The following is a 19115-nucleotide window of genomic DNA, read 5'->3' on the forward strand; positions in this document are numbered from 1 at the left end:
GCCAAGATCGCGCGGAGCGTCTGGCTCGCAAGCCCGATGTCCACGACCAGCCCGTTGCGGTCGAGCTCGAGGCGTCGGAACTCGACATCCACCACATAGGTGGCTCCGTGCAGCCGTTGGGCGGGGCCGAAGACCTCGCCGCGGAGGCTGTGGGCGATCATGATGTGGTCACGGACACAGAGGCTGTACATGGCGTTCCTGACCCTCCGGTTTTTGGAAGCTGGATCGGCTCGGTCTTTGCCCCTCCGAAGCCGGCGCAGTTCCGCCCATGGGCCTTAAGGATATCGAATGCGATGCATCAGGGCATCGCCCGGGTTCGATGCCAGTCGTGCCTGGGCGAGCGGAAGATCGGCAAAGTCATCCTCTCCGCTGATCAGGCAATCCAGGACGGGATCCGCGAGCAGGGACAGGGCGAGCACGAGACGTCGGCGATGGTTCCAGCGCGCGCGTTGCGCGGCAGCCACGGCGCCGACCTGCGATGATCGCAAGGTCAGCCGGCGCCGGTGGAAGGCCCCGCCAAGCGGCAGCGCTACGCTCACCGTGCCGAACCAGCTCAGCTCGAGGATCGTTGCCTCGAAACCCGCCAGCTCGAGCGCCTTCTCCAGGCCGGCCGGGGATCCGCTGGCATGGATGACCAGATCCGCGTTCTCCGTCGCAGCCGACGCTGTGGCGAACCGAATCCCGAGCGCCTCGGCGATCCTGGCGCGGCCCGGTCTGATGTCGATCAGCTCGACCTCGCAGCCGGGGATCCGCGAGGCCAGCCAGGCGCACAGGCAGCCGACCGAGCCGGCGCCGATGACCGCGATGCGATCGCCGATCCGCGGCGGCGTATCCCAGAGTCCGTTGATCGCTGTCTCGAGATTCGCCGCCAGCACCGCGCGGCCCGGGGGCACCTGGTCCGGGACCGGATGAAGGGCGTCGACGGGCGCGCAGTAGAGCGTCTGGTGCGGATAGAGACAGAAGACCGTGCGTCCCAGCAGCCGGGTCGGGCCGGCCTCGACGCGACCCACGTTGCAGTAGCCATATTTGACCGGCCAGGGAAAGATGCCGGTCTGAAAGGGGGCCTGCATGCTCAAAGCCTCGCTCGGCGGGACCTCGCCACGGAGCACCAATGCCTCGGTCCCGCGGCTGATCCCGCTGTAGAGGGTGCGGATCAAGGCCTGATCTGGTCCGGGCGGAGCGATCACCTCATCCCTGAGCTCCCCCTGCATCGGGCCGGTCACCCAGTAGGCGCGGCCTTTCAGGTCGCTCATGCGGATCGTTCCCGCTTGGCGCGATCGGCGAGCTGGTTGCGCGTGCCTTGCGGCCACGCGGACTCGCGCGGTCCAACCCCAGACTCAGTCGCCAGGGTCATCGGACGGTCAGCGTCCGGGCAGGGGGTGATCGGCGTGCACCGCATAGATGTCACCGGAGTTCGCGGCCGACGGCAGCTCGTCCAACCACCGGCCGATCGATTCGGCGTCCAGCCAGGTGTCATGAACCAAGGCATAGGCTTCCCCCAACACGGCGTTGAACCTCACGAGATCGAGACGCAGGCACTCGCCCAAGGCTCGCCGCGCGACCGCCTTCTGGATGGTCGTGAACTCGAAGGACAAGGCATCGACGGATCGGGTCAACCCGCCGAGGACCTCGGCCTCGTAGCCTTCCACGTCGATCTTGATGAAACGCGGAACCCCGTTGCGCTCGATCAGGTCATCGAGCGTCGTACGCACGATCGGGCAGCTCTTCTCCCAGCGCTGCTCTCGCCAACCGTCGGCGTCCCGGGCGGCCCGGATGAAGCCGGTCGACAGGGTGCTGATGGTGGGATTGACGAGGTTCAGTCGCAGCTCCCCGACCCCAATGTCGCGCCCGACCGCCGTGGCCTCGATCTGGACCAGCGGATCGCGGCCATAGAGGAGCCGCAGGGTGCGAACGAGCGCCGGTTGAGGCTCGACTGCCAGCACCCGCGCGCCGAGGCGTCTGAAACTGGCGATGCGGTCGCCGACATGACTGCCGATGTCGAAGGCCAGGTCGCCGGGGCTCAGCAGACCGCGATAGAAGGCATCCATCCGGGGGCCGCGCCGATGCAGATAATAGATCCAGAGCGATCGCGCCACGCCTCGGGCAGCTCGAAGGGTGTCGAGCATCGGTGTCAGTCGCCGCCGACCGCATCGACCGCCACGGTCTCCCTGACGCGCATCGGATTCAGCGCCGGGGCCAGCACGGGAAGTCCGAGCGTGCCGATCTCGGGCGGCGGATCGACCTCCTCGGGGATCCTCCAGGCCCCGATCCTCGCCAGCCACTCACCGAGTGCCGGCCAGGCGGTCAGCACCGCGATCGGGACCGCGAGCAGCAGCCCGAGGATGAAGGGCGACAGGAAGGCCGCCCCGCCCGCGCTCGTCGAGGCCAGCCAGGCAAGGGCCGCGACGCCGAGGAGGGTTTGCGGCCAGAGACGCCGCGCGGCCTGCAGGGCCGTGACACGGTGGCTGTCGCGCCGCTGCGGAGACCAGACGATCGCCTTGCCCAGCAAGAGGCCACCGATGAAGAGGCTGTGGGCCAGCGCCATGATGGGGGCGAGCAAGGTGGAAAATAGGATCTCCCCGAGTGATCCAAGCAGCAGGCGCACACCGCCACCGAACCCGGCGCGGCCGCGTTCCGAGAGCAGCAGGTGCGCGAGCGTGGCGAGCTTCGGGGCGAGCACCATCGTCATGATCAACCCGAAGAGCGACCAGCCGAAGACCGGATCGAACAGCGCTCCACCGTCCGGTGCACGTCCGATCTGAAGGGCCGCGAGCGTCATGAAGAGCACCCAGGCAGGCGAGCCGAGGAACATGAGGATCGCGAGGAGAAGTTGGACGCGCCCGACCGGATGAAGTCCGGGCATGCCGAGCAGACGGAGGTATTGCAGGTTTCCCTGGCACCAGCGCAGATCGCGACGGATGAACTCGACCAGGGTTGGCGGATGCTCCTCCCAGCTCCCCCCTTCATCTGGCAGGACCCTCACCTCGTAGCCGGCACGCCGCATCAGCACGGCCTCGACCTGATCGTGGCTCAGAATCGCGCCCCCGAGGGGCGGTCGACCGGGCAGCGGGTCGAGGCGGCAGTGTGCGCGGAAGGGCCTGACGCGCACGATGGCATTGTGTCCCCAGTAGGGTCCGCAATCCCCCTGCCACCAGGCGCTCCCCAGCGAATACGAGCGCATGCCCAGGCGCATTCCGTACTGAAAGATCCGGGCAAAGCCGCTGGTGGCGGGCAGGCCCAGGATCAAGCTCTGCAGGATCCCCAGACGCGGATGGCTCTGCATGATCCCGACCATTCTCAGGATGGTTTCCGGGGCCATGAGGCTGTCGGCGTCCAGCACCATGGCCAGGTCGAACCGATGACCCCATCGGGCCATGAAATCCTGGATGTTACCCGCCTTGTATCCCGCATTGTTCGAGCGGCGTCGATAGCGGATCTTCGTCCGGTGTCCCCAACGCTCACGCAAGCGCCTGACTCCGGCCTCTTCTTCCTGGATGCGCTCGGGCCAGGTCGAGTCGCTCAGCACGAAGACCTCGAACAGATGTGCGCTGCCGGATTGCTGCAGCCCCCGCATCATTTGATCCAGATAGCGGACCACCCGTTCGGCATCCTCGTTGCGGATACAGCTCAGGATCGCGGTCCGCGAGGTGAGCGCGCGCGGCTGATCGCGGTCAAGCGGAAAGACGACCGCAACGGGGTCCGGATGTCGGCGCATCAAGACGAAGCCGACCAAGGCATTCCAGAACCCGACCACGGTCCACGGCAGCGTGAGCGCAAACAAAAGGGTCAGTAGCGCGTCCAGTGGGTCGAATTCACCCTGACCGAGCGCGGCGACCACCAGGGCGATCGCAAGCGCGATCGTGGCGACGACCACGAACAGGAAAGTCGCTCGGCGGCGCGGCAGTGCTGCCGGCGCCTGAACGCCGAGGTCAGGCTTGATTGGGTCGCGTTCCGACCGCATCGGAGGCTCCTCAAAGGCAGGCAGGGTTGCGAGGATGCCGACAGCGGACCACCGCCGTACGACCGGAATGGTTCCCACCTGCGGGCAAAGTCGGTGCGAAGATCAGGAAGTCAAGAACGGATTGATTGGCGTGCCCTCGAACCTTTGTCGCGTTATCCTAGTCGGAATTGATCCATTTCAATGTCCCATGCGGGGCGGCGACTCTGGAAAGAACAAAACGAGATGAGCGTGATGAGACCATATCGTTTGTCCCCCTTTTTTATTCATTCTGTTCGAGTCCTGGGCGCAGGGACATTCCTGATCGGCTTGGCCGGCTGCACTGAGCTGGCACGCTTCGTCAGCAAGCCCGAAGCCAAACCGAAAGAATCGGTCGTCGCCGAGGAGACCGCTCCACCTCAGCCCGTCTCCGAGGTCGTCGAGAAGCCCAAGCCGTCCCCGCTCTATGAGTGGAGGGGAGATGGGCGCCCGGTGTCGCGCATCGTCATCGATACCAATGAGCAGCGCGCTCGTTTCTATGTCGGTGATGAAGAGATCGGCTGGAGCACCGTGGCCACCGGGCTGCCGAACTATGCGACACCCATCGGGCAGTTTGCTGTCATGGAAAAGGTCGAAAACAAACGCTCCAATCTCTACGGCAAGGTCGTCAAGGGCAATAAGGTGGTGAAATCGAACGCCAAGGCCGGGCGCGATCCGATCCCGGCCGGTGCACGTTTCGAGGGCGCCCGCATGCCCTATTTCATGCGTCTGACCAATGACGGCATCGGTCTGCACGCCGGCCCGATCCCCCGCCCCGGTCGGCCGGCGTCACATGGCTGCATCCGGCTTCCGAGCAAGCTGGCGCCGGTCCTCTTCAGTCACGTCTCGTACGGCACCCAGGTTAGCATCGTCGGGAAGGGCCCCAGCTATGGGAACTATGTTGAGAAACAGCGCATTGCCGCGGCCCGCGCGGCAGAGCAACGGCGGGTCGCCCAGCAGAAGGCGGCGGCCGCTGCCGCAGCGACGGCTGGTGGAGCCTCCGGGGTGACCACGGCGCCGCCCCAGGTCGCCGCGCAGCCGACCGAGCCGGCTTCGACCCGATCATCGGTGCTGCCCGACGCCGGGCAGGCGCCGGCCCCTGCCGTCGCCGATGCGGTCACGCCAGCCGTTGCGAGCCCGTCGACGAGCGAGCTGCAAGCCCCGGCGAGCGAAGCGACAGAGGTCCCATCGACCGCGTCCGGGAGGACCGGCCCGGGGCCGGCGGCCGAATCGGCTCCACCGTTGACCACCAGCGGGGGCGGGCCGGCATCCGATCCCCAAGCGCCGATCGGATCCACGCCGGCGGCGGCCAGCACCGCCGCGAGCGTGGCGCCTCCGGCTCCGATCCAGACCAGCCCGGAGTCACCGCCACCGGCCGAGGCCGTGAAGACACCTGGACCTCAGCCCGCGGCCGTGACGGACACCGCCTCTGTGCCCGCTGCCCCGGCGGCCGAGGCGCCCGCGCCGCGTGTCCAGGTGCAACAGTCGGCCACGCCCGAAGCGACGGGGAACGACGGTTGAGTCTCGGCCGGAACGAATTCCCGCTCGACCCCTCGCTCTGTCACCTGAATCACGCCGCCGTCGGGCCCTGGCCCAACCGAGCGGCCGCCGCGGTCGCCCGCTTCGCCGAAGAGAACGCCCGGCTCGGCTCGCTGCACTACCCTCAGTGGCTCGCGACCGAGACCCGGCTGCGCGAGCGGCTCGCGCGCCTGATCGGAGCCGAGTCGGCGACCGATATCGCGCTGGCCAAGAATACCTCGGAGGCCCTCTCGATCATTGCCTACGGGCTGGCCTGGCAACCCGGTGACGAGATCATCGGGATCGCACAGGAGTTTCCGTCGAACCGGGTCGTGTGGCAGTCCCTCGCCGATCAGGGGGTGTCCTGGCATGCGCTCGACCTGGAGCAGTCCCCGCATCCGGAATCCGACCTTCTTGCCCTCTGCACGCCGCACACTCGGATGATCGCGGTCAGCTGGGTCCAGTATGCGCGGGGTCTCAGGCTCGACCTCCCACGAATCGGCAGCTTCTGCCGCGCCAGGGGCATCCTTCTCTGTGTCGATGCGATCCAGGGCCTCGGCGCCCTGCCCTTCGATCTGTCAGGCACGGGCGCCGACTTCGTGGTGGCCGACGGACACAAGTGGATGCTAGGCCCGGAAGGCATTGCGCTGCTCTATGTTCGGCCGTCGCTGCGTCCCACCCTGAGGCTACGGCAGTTCGGTTGGCACATGCTGGCGCATTCAGGGGACTACGATCGCCGGATCTGGGAACCTGCCGAGGACGCCCGCCGGTTCGAGTGTGGCAGCCCGAACCTGCTCGGGGTCCACGCGCTGGAGGCCAGTCTTTCGCTGATCGAGGAGGTCGGCATCGAGCGCGTCTGGCGTGAGATCGAGGAGCGCACCCGTCTTCTGATCGAACGAATCGACGCGCACGGCCTCGAGCTCCTCAGTCCGCGCAACCCGGATCAGCGTGCCGGTATCGTGACCTTCCGCGTGCCGGGGATGGCCTCGGCGGTTATCCACGGCGGACTCATGCGCCGCCGGGTCCTCTGTGCCGACAGAGGCGGGGGGATCCGCTTCTCACCTCACTTCCATACCCCTGAGGAGGTCATCGAAAGGGCGATGGCGCATGTCCTGGACCTCGCGGCGGGCGGCGGTCCCGCTTGAGCCTCGGGCCCCTGCCCTGTCGCGTTTGGTGCACGCGTCGGGGGCTGAACGTCCGGACCAGCCTGCAGCATGGCCGCCTTTCGTTCAGTCGGTTTGATCCATTTCTTCGCGTAGATCACACAATAAGGTCTCCGGCTCGATGACGACGCCGGTTCCGTCCGGAGCGGGAAAGACGGCGACCAGGCGGCCGTCCTTGGCCATTCCCGGCAACCAGCGTGTCATGAAGACCTCGAGCCCGATCGGCTCGGGTCGGCAGTCGGCCCATTCGCGGGTCGCGCACGCCTCGGCGCATGCCGCGTCGGGCCAGAATGGGAAGCAGTCGCGGCCTTCATCATCGGAAAAGGCGATGAAGCCGTCCTCCCCTTTCAAGGTCCAGACCTGTCCTTGGCGGGCGGCCTGGAACAGCAGCTCCATATAGCGCTCTTCGCCGGGTTGGTCGTAGACGCCGATCGAATCTGCCGCGTTCGGTGGTGCAGTCATGGCTTGGATCATCAGTGTGAGAACAAACACAACTGCCGTCATGGCGCCTTGCGACCGACGGCTCGGGCGCGTCCTTCAGCACCCTGGCCCGGATCCTTGAGCCCGGTGGGCTCCCGCCCCGCCCGCCGCTGGAGGCTCAGCCGAAGTCCTGATCCAGTATCGCATTGACGCGCCGGCAGATCTCGCGGCCGTAGTCGGTCCAGAGCCCCTGCCCCCAGTAACGGTAACAACTGGTCTGTGAGGCCATCAGGTGAAAGAGCGCGTTGCGGTAACGCGTTTCGTTGGTGCTGACGCCGGGGATCAGCACCTTCTGGTTAAACCTTGCGCTCGCCTCCTCCATCGGGCCGAGCACATCCTCGTAGCCCTTGACCCAGGAGAGATCGGAGGTCCAACTGCCGCCCTCCATGTGGAAGCGCCCGTCTTCCCGCTTGAGCTCGGCGATGGCCGTTTCGAGCTTGTCGGGGCCGTCCCCCGGCTGGACGCGGGCCCAGATACGGTCTTGGAAGAGGGGTTGGATCTCAGGCAGGTCGGATTCGCGGATCCCAGAGGCGAAGAGGTGCTCCAGGTATTCGCTCACGTTCATCAGGGGCGTAGCCGAATGGCTCGCCGCACCGACCACCTCCATGAACTTGCCCGGGAACTCGTTCATCATGACACCGCCGTTCTCCCCGTCGGCGATCTGGGTCACCAGTGGCGGGATGGACTTGCCGGCCAGCTCGACCCGCTGCAGCCCTTGGGCTTCGTACCAGGGCTGCATCTGCGCCACCAGCTTGGTGTCGGACCCCTGAGTCTTGACGACGGCGATGATGGTTGCGGTCTCGCCGTGCGAGTTGGTGCACACCAATCGATGGGGGATGTGGGGCCGCTCGGGGTGGCGCGCATTGTCCGTCTGCTGGACTGTGTGCTCCTGCACCAGGACCCATTGGTAGCCGCAATCCACGAGCGTCTTGACGAAGGCATAGGCAACGTCCGGGTGGTTCGGCAAGGCCATTTCCGACGGCGAGAAGCCGCGGATCCGCTCCAATGCCGCCCAACCGAAGATCGCGGCAAAGTGATGCTGGAAGGCCTTCACATGCAGGCGGAAGTCCTGCGCGGGGGTCGAGGGCGCCACCGCATGGCCCCAGGGCATTCCGAGCCACTCGATCGCCCAGTTGTAGTCCGGGTTACAGGTCACGCCCTTGAGCGCATCGATGACATGGTCCTCGCCCATTTTGCGCAGGCCATGCAGCAAGGTCCCGGAATATTCCAGCATGCAGCGCGGTGACCGTCCCTCGCCGATCAGCTGTGGGATGAACTCGCCCATCCGTTTGTAGCACCAGACGAAGACGGGCGCGTTATGGTTGTCCCCGATGTGCTGGTTCTCCATCATGTACTGGAGGTTGCTGATCAAGGCCGCGCTGCGGAGATCGCCCCCGCCCGCCGGGATCAGGGGCTGGTGCTGGTGCAATGCGATCGCGGTCGCCGAGCGGATGGCGCCGAAGTCGATGCCGCCGCGATCGGCGAACAGTGGGCGCCTGCGCGCGCCGGTGACGGTTGCCTCGACGTCCGACTCGCGGCCACAGATGTTCGGAAGGTCGTCGACATATTCGGGAAGCAGATTCACGCTGAGCTCCTTGTTGGGCCCCGGGACGCCCAGGGGCAGGATACGATCGGGATACCGCGGCGCCGAAGGGTGGCGGAGGTCTGACCACCGTCCGAGGCCGCTGGTCGGTTCAGGGGTCTGCATGGATGCGGCGCGGACGGGCGTCGCCCCTCAGTTTGGGCGCGGTGCCCTTCGCCCCATCTCAGCTACAGGGTCGTGTCGCTCAACCGGGACGGCGCCGCCGCCTCGGACTCAGGCGCGCGACCGGACCGGCCGTCCGGTGCGGCCTCCGCGCGGACCTCTGAGTCGGGCACCTGAGGCTCGGGCTCCGTTTGATCCGTCTCCGCAATCTGGACGCCGATGCGCTCGAGCGCGGCACGACTGGCCTCGAGGTCCGACTCGGCGCGGGGGACCCAGGCCTCGCCCCAGTACAGGTGGCAACTGGTCTCCGCTCGCAACAGGCGCCACATGGCCTCTTCGATCGCCTCGGCCTCGGGACCCTCCGAGACCCCCCGCTCGCCCGCGAACCATCGGGCCTCGTGGACCGCGCGACTCAGGCGTGTGAAGGCCTCGATCGTCTGCTGTTGTCGCTCCGACCCGGTCCACTGGGTGAAATCGCGGCCATGGTGCCAGCCCGTGTTCCATGCGCCGGTCCGGACGCTGACCTCGCCATGGGCACCATGGGCATCGAGGTACCGGCTGATGAAGGTCGGCGAAAGCGCGGCCTCGCCGGCGGCGATGCGCTCGAGCAGCGGAATATAAAAGGCGCTCCAGAAATTGGCCCCTTCGGTCACATTGCGGAACCATCCGCCGTTCTCGCCGTCGGTGCAGGTGGTCACCAGCGGGGTGAAATCGCACCACTTGGTCCGTTCGGCCACCTCGGCCAGGAACCAGTCGAGCTCCATCCCGGATTCTTGTGCATCGGACAGGTCACGATCCCGAACGATGACGGTAATCGCCTCTCCGCCGTGCCGCGCGATGTGTGGCCGATAGCGAAGCTCCTGCCAGCTCATCGCCGAGACCGGCTCGACATGCTCACTGTCGACCAGCACATACCGGTATCCGAAGGCGCGCAGCAACGGGATCAGCTCCATTGAGAAGCCCATCTCGGGGGGCCAGAAACCCTGAAAGCGCGGGCGCCACAGCAGATGGTGGGCGATGCCCAGCCAACGGCGCAGATGCTCCTCCCGGTCGGCTGCCGGGATCAAGGGCAGGACCGGGTGGTAGTAACCCGTGCCCAAGACCTCGAACAGGGTCTCGTTCTGAAGATGCCAGAGCAGTGATCCACAATCCACGGTGCCGTAGACCCGTTGTTGGAACTCGGGATTCGACAGGGTCTCGAGCAGGGTTCCGGACAAGGAGAGATGCACACGGGCCAATCCCTCATGGCCCCACAGACTTCGCGGGATCCGGTCCAAGGCGAACAGGATCTCCTTGGCCTCCCAGCTCTGATGATCCAGGAGCTCCTCCAGATTGCCGGCGGGCTGGTGCAGGTTCAGGACGAGTGCATGCTGGGCGATCACGGTACGACACTCCGGGATAGCACGAAGACGGTGAGGATAACAGAACCGCCGCCCCAGCCAAAAAGCCCGCCACGGCACCGGAGGCCGATGCGGGCTTGCGCGGGTCGACCGGACACTCCACTTCAGGGATAAAGGTGCGACACGGCGCCAGCGCATCGCGCCTAACGAGGCTGGCGGCTGAAAGCCCGGTCCCGCTCCCCCCTCTTCCGGCCGACGATGCGATGCCCAAGATCCTTATCGACCCCGACTCCAGATCGCTCGATCATCGCTTCGCGATCATCAAGACCAAGCGGACCGACCGTGCACGCTATCCGGAGGGCTGCGTCACCATCGTCGCCGAGGAAACTGCGGCGCGTGCCGGCGCGGATCCAGGAAAGGGCCTGCATCCCGCGCTGGTCTATGGCCCTTCGAGCTCATCCGAGGGCCAGCGCCTCTTCTACCTGGTGCGCTGGCTGACATGATGCCGGCCACCGCTGGCAGTCTGGACCGGTCCTGTCCGAGGTCCTGAAAGCCGCCCGCAAGGCCAAGGCGAAAATCGCGCGAACGATTCATCTGTTGTTAACGCAGGCGCGGGAATCCCGTGTATTCTTACCGGTGTCCGATATAGAGGGAACCCCGGTTCTGAATCAATAGGTCGCACGACCGATGGGGCCTTTGGAAGTGGCCCCTTAGAGACCAAACCAGAATCCAAGAGGCGAGCGAGTGACATGGCTGAAGACAAGAAGATCGTAACCAAGAAGACGGCGCCCAAGGCGGCTGCAGGGAGCAATAAGACAGTGACGAAGAAAACCGTCAGCAAGAAGCCGGTCACGACACCGGGAGCCCCCGAATCCAAGGCTCAGAGTCCCGTTGCGGCGACGTCCCGACCATCGACCACCGACGCGAAGGGCGCGCCCGCAAAGAAAGCAGGCTCGGCGGCACCGGCGCGTCGCTCGAACAAGCCCTCAGCCGAAGCCGCGCCGGGCCGGCTCGAAGGAAAGGCGATCAGCCTGAAAACCCTCGCCAACGTCTCGGCGGAGGAGCGTCAGCACATGATCCATGAGGCCGCCTACTACCGTGCCGAGAAGCGTCAGTTCGCGCCCGGGCACGAGGTGGAGGACTGGGCCGAGGCCGAACGCCAGATCGACGAATTGCTTGCCAATGCCAAGCGCATCTCCGGTGGCTGAGCGAGTCATTCCATCGGGCCGTTGATCCGCTGTCAGGGGCGGGGCGACCGGGAGGCCTTGCCCGGTCACTCACTCAAGCCGAGGTCTCGAGCCCCCGTTTCGCTCTGGATGGGTCGGCCCGCTGGCGGACCTCGTCCTGCCGGGTGTCCGCCGTTCAGACGCCGCCCGAGTGGACAACCTCGTAGTAGACCTTCTCCAGCTCGGTCTTGTGCTTGGTCTCCTCGCCGGCGAGAAAGCTGAACAGGTCATGGATCGGTCCGGGCGCGGTGCTCTCGGCCAGTGAACGGTAGTGCTCCATGGCGATCTGCTCGCGCCCCATCGCGTACTGGAGCACCGCCTGATCATCCGGGCTGGGGCCGAGATCGGGCAGGTGAACACAGTCGGAGAATCGGCTGTCGGTCGCCGGGGTGCGCACCTCCGCCTTGATCTGCTCGGCAATGTCTTCCCGGCCGGCAAGTCCGCTCAACAGATCGAGATGCTCCTGCTCCTCGGCGGCCAATTCCTCGACGACCCAGCGCACGTTCTTGCCGACCTTGGGGATCAGGTCGGTATAGAAATCCCGCGCGCTCGCCTCGAATGAGCAGGCGACATCGAGGATGTCCCGGAGTGAAGTCTTGGCCTTGATCTTTTCGTAGCTGCTGACGGCCCCTTCGATCATGCCGCGTCCTCCTGAATCGATAGGTAGGTATTGATGCTGGCCGCGACCCGATGTCCGTCGGCGACCGCCGAGACCACGTCAGGACCGCGCACCATGTCCCCGGCCGCCCACAGCCAGGGGAGATTGGTGCGACCCTGCCCGTCGACCTTCAGGCGTCCGCGCATCCACTCGAGCCGCTCGGTGAGGTCCTCGCCGAGCAGATCGACCTCGGCGGCCTGGCCGATCGCCTCGATCACCATCTCACCCTCGTGGATCTGCTCGTCGGCTTCGTCGTATCTCGGTGCGAACCGACCTTGATCGTCGAAGATGGAGAGAACCCGCCAGGTTCTCAATCCATGGACCTTGTCGACCTCATACTTGCGCGGCTTGAAGAGAATCTCCTGGGGACCGCGGGCATCGAGGATCTCGATCCCCTCCTCTCTGGCCTCTTTGATCTCCTGCGGGTCGGCGAGGAAGTGCTCTAGATCCTCCAGCGCCGTCACCGTGACCTTGACCGCCCCGAAGGTCTGCTTCTGCAGGCGCGCGACCGTGCGGGCGACATCCATGGCGACATTGCCGCCTCCGATGACGACGACCGAGGCGGGGATCGAAACCTTCACCTGGTCGGCGACGTCGCGCAGCAGGGTCACCGCACGCTTGACCCTCGGACTGTCCGAGCCCGGAATGCGGGTGGAACGTCCCATCCAGAGACCGATGGTCAGGATCACGGCGTCATAATCCCGCTCCAGCTCAGCCATGGTCACATCCTTGCCGACACGCGTCTGGTACTGAATCTTCACGCCCAGCGAGGTGATGACGTCCACATCGCGGTCGATCCGATCGGGCGGCATCCGATAATCCGGGATCCCGTAGCGCACCATACCGCCGGCCTTCGCCTGCGCCTCCAGGACCGTCACCTCGTGCCCCTGCTTGACCAGGTCGAAGGCGGCGGTGAGGCCGGCAGGCCCGGCGCCCACGACCGCGACCCGCTTGCCGGAGAGGAATCGCGCCTTGCCTTCCGCGGCGATCGCCTTGACCCGTTCATGATCGACGGCGTCCATTGCATAGCGCTTGAGCCAGCGGATCGCGATCGGGGTCCCGCGGTGTCCGACCGAGCAGGCGTCCTCGCAGCGATGGGTGCAGACGCGACCGCAGGTATGCGCGAAGGGGTTGGTGCGATAGATCTCGCGCACCGCCTGCTCCGGGTCGCCCTTCCAGATCGCGCGGATATACTCGGGCGCGTTCATGTGAGTGGGGCAGGCATCGAAGCACATGCCGCACTGCACGCACCGCGAGGCCTCGATGATCGCCTGATTGCTGTCATAACCGGCGACGATCTCCTGGAAGTGGCCGATCCGCTCCGCGGGCTCGAGCTCCTCCATCCGTTCGCGCTCGAGCGCGACGAGATCGGCGTCCTCGGACTTGGCCCATCCCTTTGGGTAAGGCGTGCCGTGAATGCCCTTGGCGTCCGGAAGCACGAAATAGCTGTCCAGCTCGCTATCGAGGCAGGTGTGGACGTACTCGCGCGAGAGTGAGATCGACCCGGTCGGACAGAGGTCGACGCACAGCGCGCACCAACAGCAGCGCCCGTAGTCGATGGCCGGGCGCAGGTTGCGGATCCCCTGCACCGGATCCTCCGGGAGATCCGGGATCCGGACCATGGTGATGGCGGCGTTGTCGCAGACCTTCTGACAGGTGCTGCACCCGATGCAGGTCTCCCAGTCGTTGAGATGGAAGCCGCGATAGTTGGCAGAGGCCGGACGGGGCTCCAGGGGAACGGTCACGGCCTTCCGGCCGAAGAAGGAGAGATTCTTCAACGGGTTCAGGACACCGCCCTTGTCCTTGTAGTCGATGTCGCGCATCAGCGGTCCACCTCCGGGGGACAGGCGTCGAGTGAAAACATCGTCTGGGCGATATCCTCCAGCCGCGCGCCGACCGAGAGCTTCTCGAGCACCTGGACGGCATGCATCTGCGAGGGACCGCGGACGTGGGTTCGATAGGGTCGCTCCCCGCCGTTGGAGACCACGTACCAGGCAAGCTCGCCCTTGGAGGATTCGACCCGCGTGTAGGCCGATCCGGCAGGGACGCTCCAGGCCAAGGGATTGGGAATCGGGCAACGGATCGTCCCGCGGATCTTGGGCAAAGCGGCGACCACCTGCCGGGCGATGCGGATGCTCTCAACCAGCTCCTTGCGCCTGACGAGGGTGCGGGCCCAGGCATCCCCGGCCTCCTCGCTGGGGATCTCGAACTCCAGATCCTCGTAGACGAGATAGGGGTCGTCTCGCCTGACGTCGAATTTGAGTCCGGTGGCGCGCAGGTTCGGTCCGGTGACCCCCCATTCGAGCGCCTGCTCGCGGCTCATGGTGCCGACACCCTTGGCACGCTGAACGAAGACCTGATTGGTGAAAAGCAGGTTGTCGTAGTCCGGCAGACGCGACTCCAGATAGTCCAGGGTGCGTTTCACACGGTCCAGGAAGCCGTCCGGGATGTCGCGCCTGACCCCGCCCGGGATGTTGTAGATGTGGTAGACGCGACCGCCGGTGAGCTCCTCGAAGAGGTCCAGCACCAGGTCGCGGTCGGCCATGCCCCAGAACATGGTGCTGTACATGCCGGTGGTGGCGGCATGTCCGCCGAATGTGAAGAGATGCGCGGCGATCCGCGAGAGCTCGAGCTGCAGGACCCGCAGCCACTGGGCGCGCTCGGGAACCTCGAGGCCGCAGAGCTCCTCGACGGCCAGCACATAGCTGACCTCCATGGGCACCGGGTCGGGGACGCAGATACGCGGTGTGATGGCGAGGTTCTGGATCCAGAGGCGCCCCTCCATGAGCTTTTCGAAGCCGCGGTGCAGATAGCCGGCGTCGGCCTTGCCCTCCAGCACGGTGTCGCCATGGAGTCTCAGCTTAAAGGCATAGTTGCCCTCGATCCCGGGATGGTTGGGTCCGATGTTCAGCTCGTACTCGTGGCTCGGCGGTTGTCGCTGGGCCTCGTAGTTCTCAGGACGCATCGAGATCCCTCCGGCTGAAGCGCTGCTCGTCCGGCCGCACGGCCACCCCGCCGCCCTTGGCCTCGATCTCCTGCAGCCAATCCGGCTGATAGTCCTGGAAATCGAAATGCGCGTTGACCCAGGCCTCCGAGTCGAAGTCCTTGCGCATCGGCGGCGGCCCGTCCCATTCGGTCAGGATGAAGCGGCTCATATCCGGGCTGCCCTCGAAGAAGACACCGAACATCTCGTGGATGTCGCGCTCGAAGAAGGCCGCCGGGGTATAGATGTCGTAGACCGAGATGTAGACGCCGGGGTCGCGCGCGATCCGCGTATGGGCCGAGACCAACGAGCCGATCTCATAGGACCAGACGTGATAGACCAGCTCGAACTCACCTTCATCGATCCAGTCCACACAGCTGATCGCGGAGAGATGGACGTAAGAGGCACGTCCACGCAGGAGCTCCAGCAAGGCCGGCAGGGCATCCGGCTGCACGTCGACACGGATGCGCCGGCTACTCCGACGCCGCACCTCGATGCCCTGCAGCTCATTGAGCAGCGTATCCAGCCAGGTCGAGAGGTCTTTGCTCATTCGGAGATCCAGCCAAACCTTGATTTCAATCGATGTTCAGGAGCCGAGAGTTGAGCCGCGAAGGCACGAACGGGGTCGAGACCAGGGGTGATCCATCGGACGTCTTCCCTCGCCGGCAACAGGCATGACGACCTGATCGGGCCGAAGATCAATTACTTCACCTCCGTTCTGCCTTTGCTGCCCAGCCCCGACCGACGCGCCATCAGCTCCGGGATGTCCAGCTTCATCTCCAGCGCCTCGAGCGGCTTCTGGTGTCTCTCCAAAAGGGCGGTACGCTCGCCGAGGGTCCCGGGGCCGAAGAGCCCATAATGTCTGGCCTCGGCGATCACATCGGTGGGGGTCTGCCAGTCCTCTCCGAACAGCCGCTGCTGATTGCCAAGATAGTGATCATAGCGTCTGTAGTAGTCCTTCCAGGTGTCGGCCGTCCCCCGACGGATGTCCTCGATGAGCCCGCGCAGCCCAGCGATCACGGCCTCGGGACGCGGCATGCAGCCCGCGATATAGATGTCCACCGGCATGTAGTCGTTGAGCTTCTTGGCTGTTGCATAGCTCTGCCAGTACATGCCGCCATTGACCGTACAGGAGCAGATGCCGATGACGTACTTCGGCGAATTCATCTGCTCATAGGTCAGGATGACACGCTTCAACGTCTTGACCGAGACATAGCCGGTGACCAGGAGGATATCCGCCTGGCGCGGCGAGACCATCGGCTGGATACCCAAGCGCTCCATGTCGAAGCGCGAGGTCATTGCCGGCGGGAGCTCGATGGCACCGCAGCCCGTGCAGTAGTGGAGCATGAAGAGCGAGCGCGATTGCGCGAAGCGCACCAGCTCGTCGAAGACGTTGGCCAGCGGGTTGGTCCGTTTGCCCGTCTTGACTGGCAATGCATCGCCCGCCGCCGGAGTCTTGGTCACCTCAGTCATGTCGGATACCCGTTCAGTGGTCGCGCCTGGTCAGCAGCCTTGTCGCGAAGAAAGACATGGAAGGGCGCCGTGCCTCGCACACAATTCCAATACGTGGCCGGCTGTTGCGTCAACGCCAGCGGATCCATGCGAAGACCAGCCCGGTCGCAAACGGCGCCTATCATGCCGGACGCGTCTCAATACATCAGAAAGGCGATCCCGAGCAGCCCGATCATCGCCGGCCACTTCCAGACCAGTCTGACCACGTCCTCGGTGCGGTAACGCGGAAACAGAAAGGCGATGGTCATGGGGATGGCAACGACACCGAACACTTTGATCAGGAAAGTCAGCCAATTCTCCCCTCCCCCGAGGAACAGAAGGGTATAGAGTGCGCCCGCGGTGTAGAGCTGAAAGCACTGCATGATGAAGAGCCCGCCGAGGAACTTCCCGCCCATCTCGACCATGGGGCCGGTGGCGATCTCGGCCGGGGCGATATAGATCTCGAACGGCTGCTTGCCCAGCATCGCCTGCATCGCGAACAGCCCTGCGATGGCCAGGAGCGGCATCTCGACCAGCCCCCAGGTGGCGATCCCGCCGGCCTGCTGGGCCTCGACGATCTGCACGAGGTTGGTCGAGCCGAAGAAGAAGGCAATCCCGAAGACCACGATCACCATGGGGATGTCGTAAGCGAGCATCGCCGTCAGGGCGCGCGAGATCCCGATGGACCCGTTGGGGTTAGCGCACTGTCCGACCCCAAGCGCGAGCCCCAGCGAGGGGATCATCATCATATAGATCAGGGCGATCAGACCGCCCTGCTCCGCCAGGCCGTTCATCCCGGGCACCGGGATGAGCGTGACCGCGGCCACGAAACCGCCGATCGCCATCACGATGCCGATCTCGTGGATCAGGCCATGCGAGGTCTGGGTCTCCTTGCCATGCAGCTTGATGATGTCCCAGAGGGGCTGAAGCAGCGGCGGACCGACGCGCCGCTGCAGGCGCGCCCCGATCCTGCGCATCAAGAGCACCATGGCGAGTCCGATGACGAACGCCACGAGGGGCATCAGGAACAGCTCAAGCATCAGGCGTAAGGCATCCAATACGCTTTCCCCTGTTCAGACAGTCGTCACGGCAAGCAGCGCGACCGCGGTCGCCAGCACGAAGAGCGTCGGCTGCGCGTAACGATAGACCCCGTTCATGGCCGCCGACAGGAACGCTATGGTCTCGGTCAGGGCCTTCTCCAGCCAGATGAAGGCGCCCCTATACCAGGGACCGATCAGGTGCATGAGGCCGGCATAGAAGTTGTCGCTGTACTGGTAGCGGACATCCGCCGTCAGGAAGTGACCGCCGGCATAATTGTCGAGCTGATGGACACGCTTGGATTTGCCGCCGAGCCCGAAGAAGACGAGTGCACCGACCCCGAAGCCCGCCATCAGCACGCCGACCAGCCAGAGCATGTCGAGACCGCCGCGCGGATCCTCGATCCCGCCGAGCGTGAAAGGCACCGGCGGGAGTCCGATCGAGCCCTGCACGGCCGCAACCCAGCTCAGCGCCGGGCCCGGCGTCAGGCCGGCGAGGAAGATCAGGGTGGAGAGCCCCAGCATCGGCAACAGCATGCTGAGCGGCGCCTCACGGACCTGCTCGTGCTCGATCCGCAGTTGGCCGAGGAAGATGTTGTGGATCAGCTTGTAGACAGACAGGATGGTGCCGAGCGTCCCGACCACCGCGGCGAGGAAGAGCAGCGGCATCCCCTCCGTGACGAGCGAGCGATAGACCATCCACTTGGACACGAAGCCCGCCATCGGCGGCAGTCCCGCCAGACTGATGATGCCGATCAGCAGCACCAGGAAGGTCAGGGGCATGCGCGCGACCAGACCGCCAAGCTTGTTGAGGTCCGCAGTGCCGGTGCGATACACGACCGCGAACACCGCCATCAGCAAGGCCGCTTGCGTGATGCCGTAGTTGAAGACATGCAGCAGCCCGCCCGCCGAGCCGACCGCATTACCGACCATCAGACCCAAGAGCATGTAACCGCCCTGCCCGATCCCGTGCCAGGCCAGCAGATAGCGTGCATCGTGCTGCTGAAGGGCGATGTAGGTCGGGATGATGGCCGTGAGCGCGGCGATCCAGGCGATGACATCACGGGCGCTCATGAAGGTGAACGGCACTTCCATCGCCGTCAGCCGCCCGATTCCCAACATGGCGATGATGACCAGGATGATGGCATAGAGACCCATGCGGGCCGAGATGGCGCCGAGAAAGCTCGAGCCGGGCCCGGGGGTCTCGGCATAGGCCGCTGCCTGCCAGAGATGGAAGGGCAGGAGGCCCATCTTCACCGCGAAGCCGCCGCCGATCAGCAGAAGCAGCAGCCAGACCTGGCCGTCCGGGAGCTGGCCGAGGAGCTCGAGGACAGCCCCGTAGTCCAGCGAGCCGATCTGGGCGTAGATCAGCATCATCCCGGCCAGGATCGCCATCGCCCCGGAGAAGGCATAGACCAGATAGCGCAGGGCCGCCCGGCCCGCGGGACCACCGCCGATCGCCATCAACAGGAAGCTCGCCCAGCTCACCAGCTCCCAACCGATAAAGAGCGAGAGCAGGTCGCCGCTGGCGAGCAACA

At 65.5% G+C, this 19115-nt stretch carries 18 protein-coding genes; 4 read left to right on the forward strand and 14 right to left on the reverse strand.

The genetic code is table 11. The features are described 5' to 3' along the window. The 4 genes from LJE61_RS07810 to mdoH form a co-directional block, all read right to left on the reverse strand. The coding region (locus tag LJE61_RS07810) for a 6-carboxytetrahydropterin synthase (protein ID WP_296917962.1) at positions 1 to 191 on the reverse strand (191 nt) is incomplete at its 3' end. 84 nt (positions 192 to 275) lie between these two features. After that, positions 276 to 1253 (reverse strand): zinc-dependent alcohol dehydrogenase, encoded by a 978-nt coding sequence (locus LJE61_RS07815; RefSeq protein ID WP_296917963.1) that lies wholly within the window; start codon positions 1251 to 1253, stop codon positions 276 to 278. Positions 1254 to 1361: 108 nt separating this feature from the next. After that, complete coding sequence (locus LJE61_RS07820) at positions 1362 to 2126, reverse strand: FkbM family methyltransferase (protein ID WP_296917965.1); 765 nt, start codon at positions 2124 to 2126, stop codon at positions 1362 to 1364. 5 nt (positions 2127 to 2131) lie between these two features. Beyond that, a complete protein-coding gene (gene mdoH, locus LJE61_RS07825; RefSeq protein WP_296917967.1) occupies positions 2132 to 3961 on the reverse strand; it encodes a glucans biosynthesis glucosyltransferase MdoH in 1830 nt (609 codons plus the stop codon). A 231-nt stretch (positions 3962 to 4192) separates the two neighbouring features. Between mdoH and LJE61_RS07830 the strand changes: the two genes are divergently transcribed. After that, positions 4193 to 5497 (forward strand): L,D-transpeptidase, encoded by a 1305-nt coding sequence (locus LJE61_RS07830; protein WP_296917969.1) that lies wholly within the window; start codon positions 4193 to 4195, stop codon positions 5495 to 5497. After that, positions 5494 to 6639 carry an aminotransferase class V-fold PLP-dependent enzyme gene (locus LJE61_RS07835; RefSeq protein ID WP_296909410.1) on the forward strand — a complete coding sequence of 382 codons (1146 nt, stop codon included), beginning with the start codon at positions 5494 to 5496 and terminating at the stop codon, positions 6637 to 6639. The genes LJE61_RS07830 and LJE61_RS07835 overlap by 4 nt, the downstream gene beginning before the upstream one ends. Positions 6640 to 6723: 84 nt before the next feature. Here LJE61_RS07835 and LJE61_RS07840 read toward each other — a convergent pair whose 3' ends face one another. The 3 genes from LJE61_RS07840 to LJE61_RS07850 form a co-directional block, all read right to left on the reverse strand. Further along, positions 6724 to 7119 (reverse strand): DUF2750 domain-containing protein, encoded by a 396-nt coding sequence (locus tag LJE61_RS07840; protein ID WP_296909411.1) that lies wholly within the window; start codon positions 7117 to 7119, stop codon positions 6724 to 6726. 136 nt (positions 7120 to 7255) lie between these two features. Next, complete coding sequence (locus tag LJE61_RS07845; protein ID WP_296909412.1) at positions 7256 to 8722, reverse strand: polysaccharide deacetylase family protein; 1467 nt, start codon at positions 8720 to 8722, stop codon at positions 7256 to 7258. Between the two features lie 185 nt (positions 8723 to 8907). Further along, on the reverse strand, positions 8908 to 10224 hold the full coding sequence (locus LJE61_RS07850; protein WP_296917971.1) for a polysaccharide deacetylase family protein: 1317 nt from the start codon (positions 10222 to 10224) through the stop codon (positions 8908 to 8910). Positions 10225 to 10445: 221 nt separating this feature from the next. On the opposite strand from LJE61_RS07850, the gene LJE61_RS07855 reads away from it, so the two are divergent. Beyond that, positions 10446 to 10685 (forward strand): hypothetical protein, encoded by a 240-nt coding sequence (locus LJE61_RS07855; RefSeq protein ID WP_296909414.1) that lies wholly within the window; start codon positions 10446 to 10448, stop codon positions 10683 to 10685. A gap of 246 nt (positions 10686 to 10931) precedes the next feature. After that, positions 10932 to 11390 (forward strand): DUF2934 domain-containing protein, encoded by a 459-nt coding sequence (locus tag LJE61_RS07860; protein WP_296909415.1) that lies wholly within the window; start codon positions 10932 to 10934, stop codon positions 11388 to 11390. A 154-nt stretch (positions 11391 to 11544) separates the two neighbouring features. Here the strand turns inward: LJE61_RS07860 and LJE61_RS07865 are convergent, their stop codons facing one another. The 7 genes from LJE61_RS07865 to LJE61_RS07895 all read right to left on the reverse strand — a co-directional run. Continuing rightward, positions 11545 to 12048, reverse strand: coding sequence for a ferritin family protein (locus LJE61_RS07865; RefSeq protein WP_296909416.1), 504 nt, complete (start codon positions 12046 to 12048; stop codon positions 11545 to 11547). Further along, complete coding sequence (locus tag LJE61_RS07870) at positions 12045 to 13889, reverse strand: FAD-dependent oxidoreductase (protein ID WP_296917973.1); 1845 nt, start codon at positions 13887 to 13889, stop codon at positions 12045 to 12047. Before LJE61_RS07870 ends, LJE61_RS07865 begins: the two co-directional genes overlap by 4 nt. Further along, entirely contained in the window at positions 13889 to 15031 is a 1143-nt protein-coding gene (locus LJE61_RS07875; protein WP_296917974.1) for an NADH-quinone oxidoreductase subunit D, read from the reverse strand. Before LJE61_RS07875 ends, LJE61_RS07870 begins: the two co-directional genes overlap by 1 nt. After that, positions 15021 to 15599: an NADH-quinone oxidoreductase subunit C gene (locus LJE61_RS07880; RefSeq protein WP_296917976.1), complete on the reverse strand. Its 579-nt coding sequence runs from the start codon at positions 15597 to 15599 to the stop codon at positions 15021 to 15023. Before LJE61_RS07880 ends, LJE61_RS07875 begins: the two co-directional genes overlap by 11 nt. Before the next feature lie 152 nt (positions 15600 to 15751). Beyond that, entirely contained in the window at positions 15752 to 16522 is a 771-nt protein-coding gene (locus tag LJE61_RS07885) for an NADH-quinone oxidoreductase subunit B (protein ID WP_296917978.1), read from the reverse strand. A 176-nt stretch (positions 16523 to 16698) separates the two neighbouring features. Continuing rightward, complete coding sequence (locus tag LJE61_RS07890; RefSeq protein ID WP_296917980.1) at positions 16699 to 17580, reverse strand: respiratory chain complex I subunit 1 family protein; 882 nt, start codon at positions 17578 to 17580, stop codon at positions 16699 to 16701. Between the two features lie 33 nt (positions 17581 to 17613). Then, a partial coding sequence (locus LJE61_RS07895; protein WP_296917982.1) for a proton-conducting transporter transmembrane domain-containing protein occupies positions 17614 to 19115 on the reverse strand: 1502 nt, incomplete at its 5' end.

The sequence above is a fragment of the Thiocapsa sp. genome (assembly GCF_022340925.1).
Taxonomy (GTDB): domain Bacteria; phylum Pseudomonadota; class Gammaproteobacteria; order Chromatiales; family Chromatiaceae; genus Thiocapsa.

Coding starts and splice junctions, on each gene's coding strand:
- LJE61_RS07855 (WP_296909414.1), top strand. CDS start 10,446: ATGCCCAAGATCCTTATCGACCCCGACTCCAGATCGCTCGATCATCGC.
- LJE61_RS07815 (WP_296917963.1), bottom strand. CDS start 1,253: ATGAGCGACCTGAAAGGCCGCGCCTACTGGGTGACCGGCCCGATGCAG.
- LJE61_RS07885 (WP_296917978.1), bottom strand. CDS start 16,522: ATGACTGAGGTGACCAAGACTCCGGCGGCGGGCGATGCATTGCCAGTC.
- LJE61_RS07830 (WP_296917969.1), top strand. CDS start 4,193: ATGAGACCATATCGTTTGTCCCCCTTTTTTATTCATTCTGTTCGAGTC.
- LJE61_RS07870 (WP_296917973.1), bottom strand. CDS start 13,889: ATGCGCGACATCGACTACAAGGACAAGGGCGGTGTCCTGAACCCGTTG.
- LJE61_RS07865 (WP_296909416.1), bottom strand. CDS start 12,048: ATGATCGAAGGGGCCGTCAGCAGCTACGAAAAGATCAAGGCCAAGACT.
- LJE61_RS07860 (WP_296909415.1), top strand. CDS start 10,932: ATGGCTGAAGACAAGAAGATCGTAACCAAGAAGACGGCGCCCAAGGCG.
- LJE61_RS07880 (WP_296917976.1), bottom strand. CDS start 15,599: ATGAGCAAAGACCTCTCGACCTGGCTGGATACGCTGCTCAATGAGCTG.
- LJE61_RS07875 (WP_296917974.1), bottom strand. CDS start 15,031: ATGCGTCCTGAGAACTACGAGGCCCAGCGACAACCGCCGAGCCACGAG.
- LJE61_RS07840 (WP_296909411.1), bottom strand. CDS start 7,119: ATGACTGCACCACCGAACGCGGCAGATTCGATCGGCGTCTACGACCAA.
- LJE61_RS07890 (WP_296917980.1), bottom strand. CDS start 17,580: ATGCTTGAGCTGTTCCTGATGCCCCTCGTGGCGTTCGTCATCGGACTC.
- LJE61_RS07820 (WP_296917965.1), bottom strand. CDS start 2,126: ATGCTCGACACCCTTCGAGCTGCCCGAGGCGTGGCGCGATCGCTCTGG.
- mdoH (WP_296917967.1), bottom strand. CDS start 3,961: ATGCGGTCGGAACGCGACCCAATCAAGCCTGACCTCGGCGTTCAGGCG.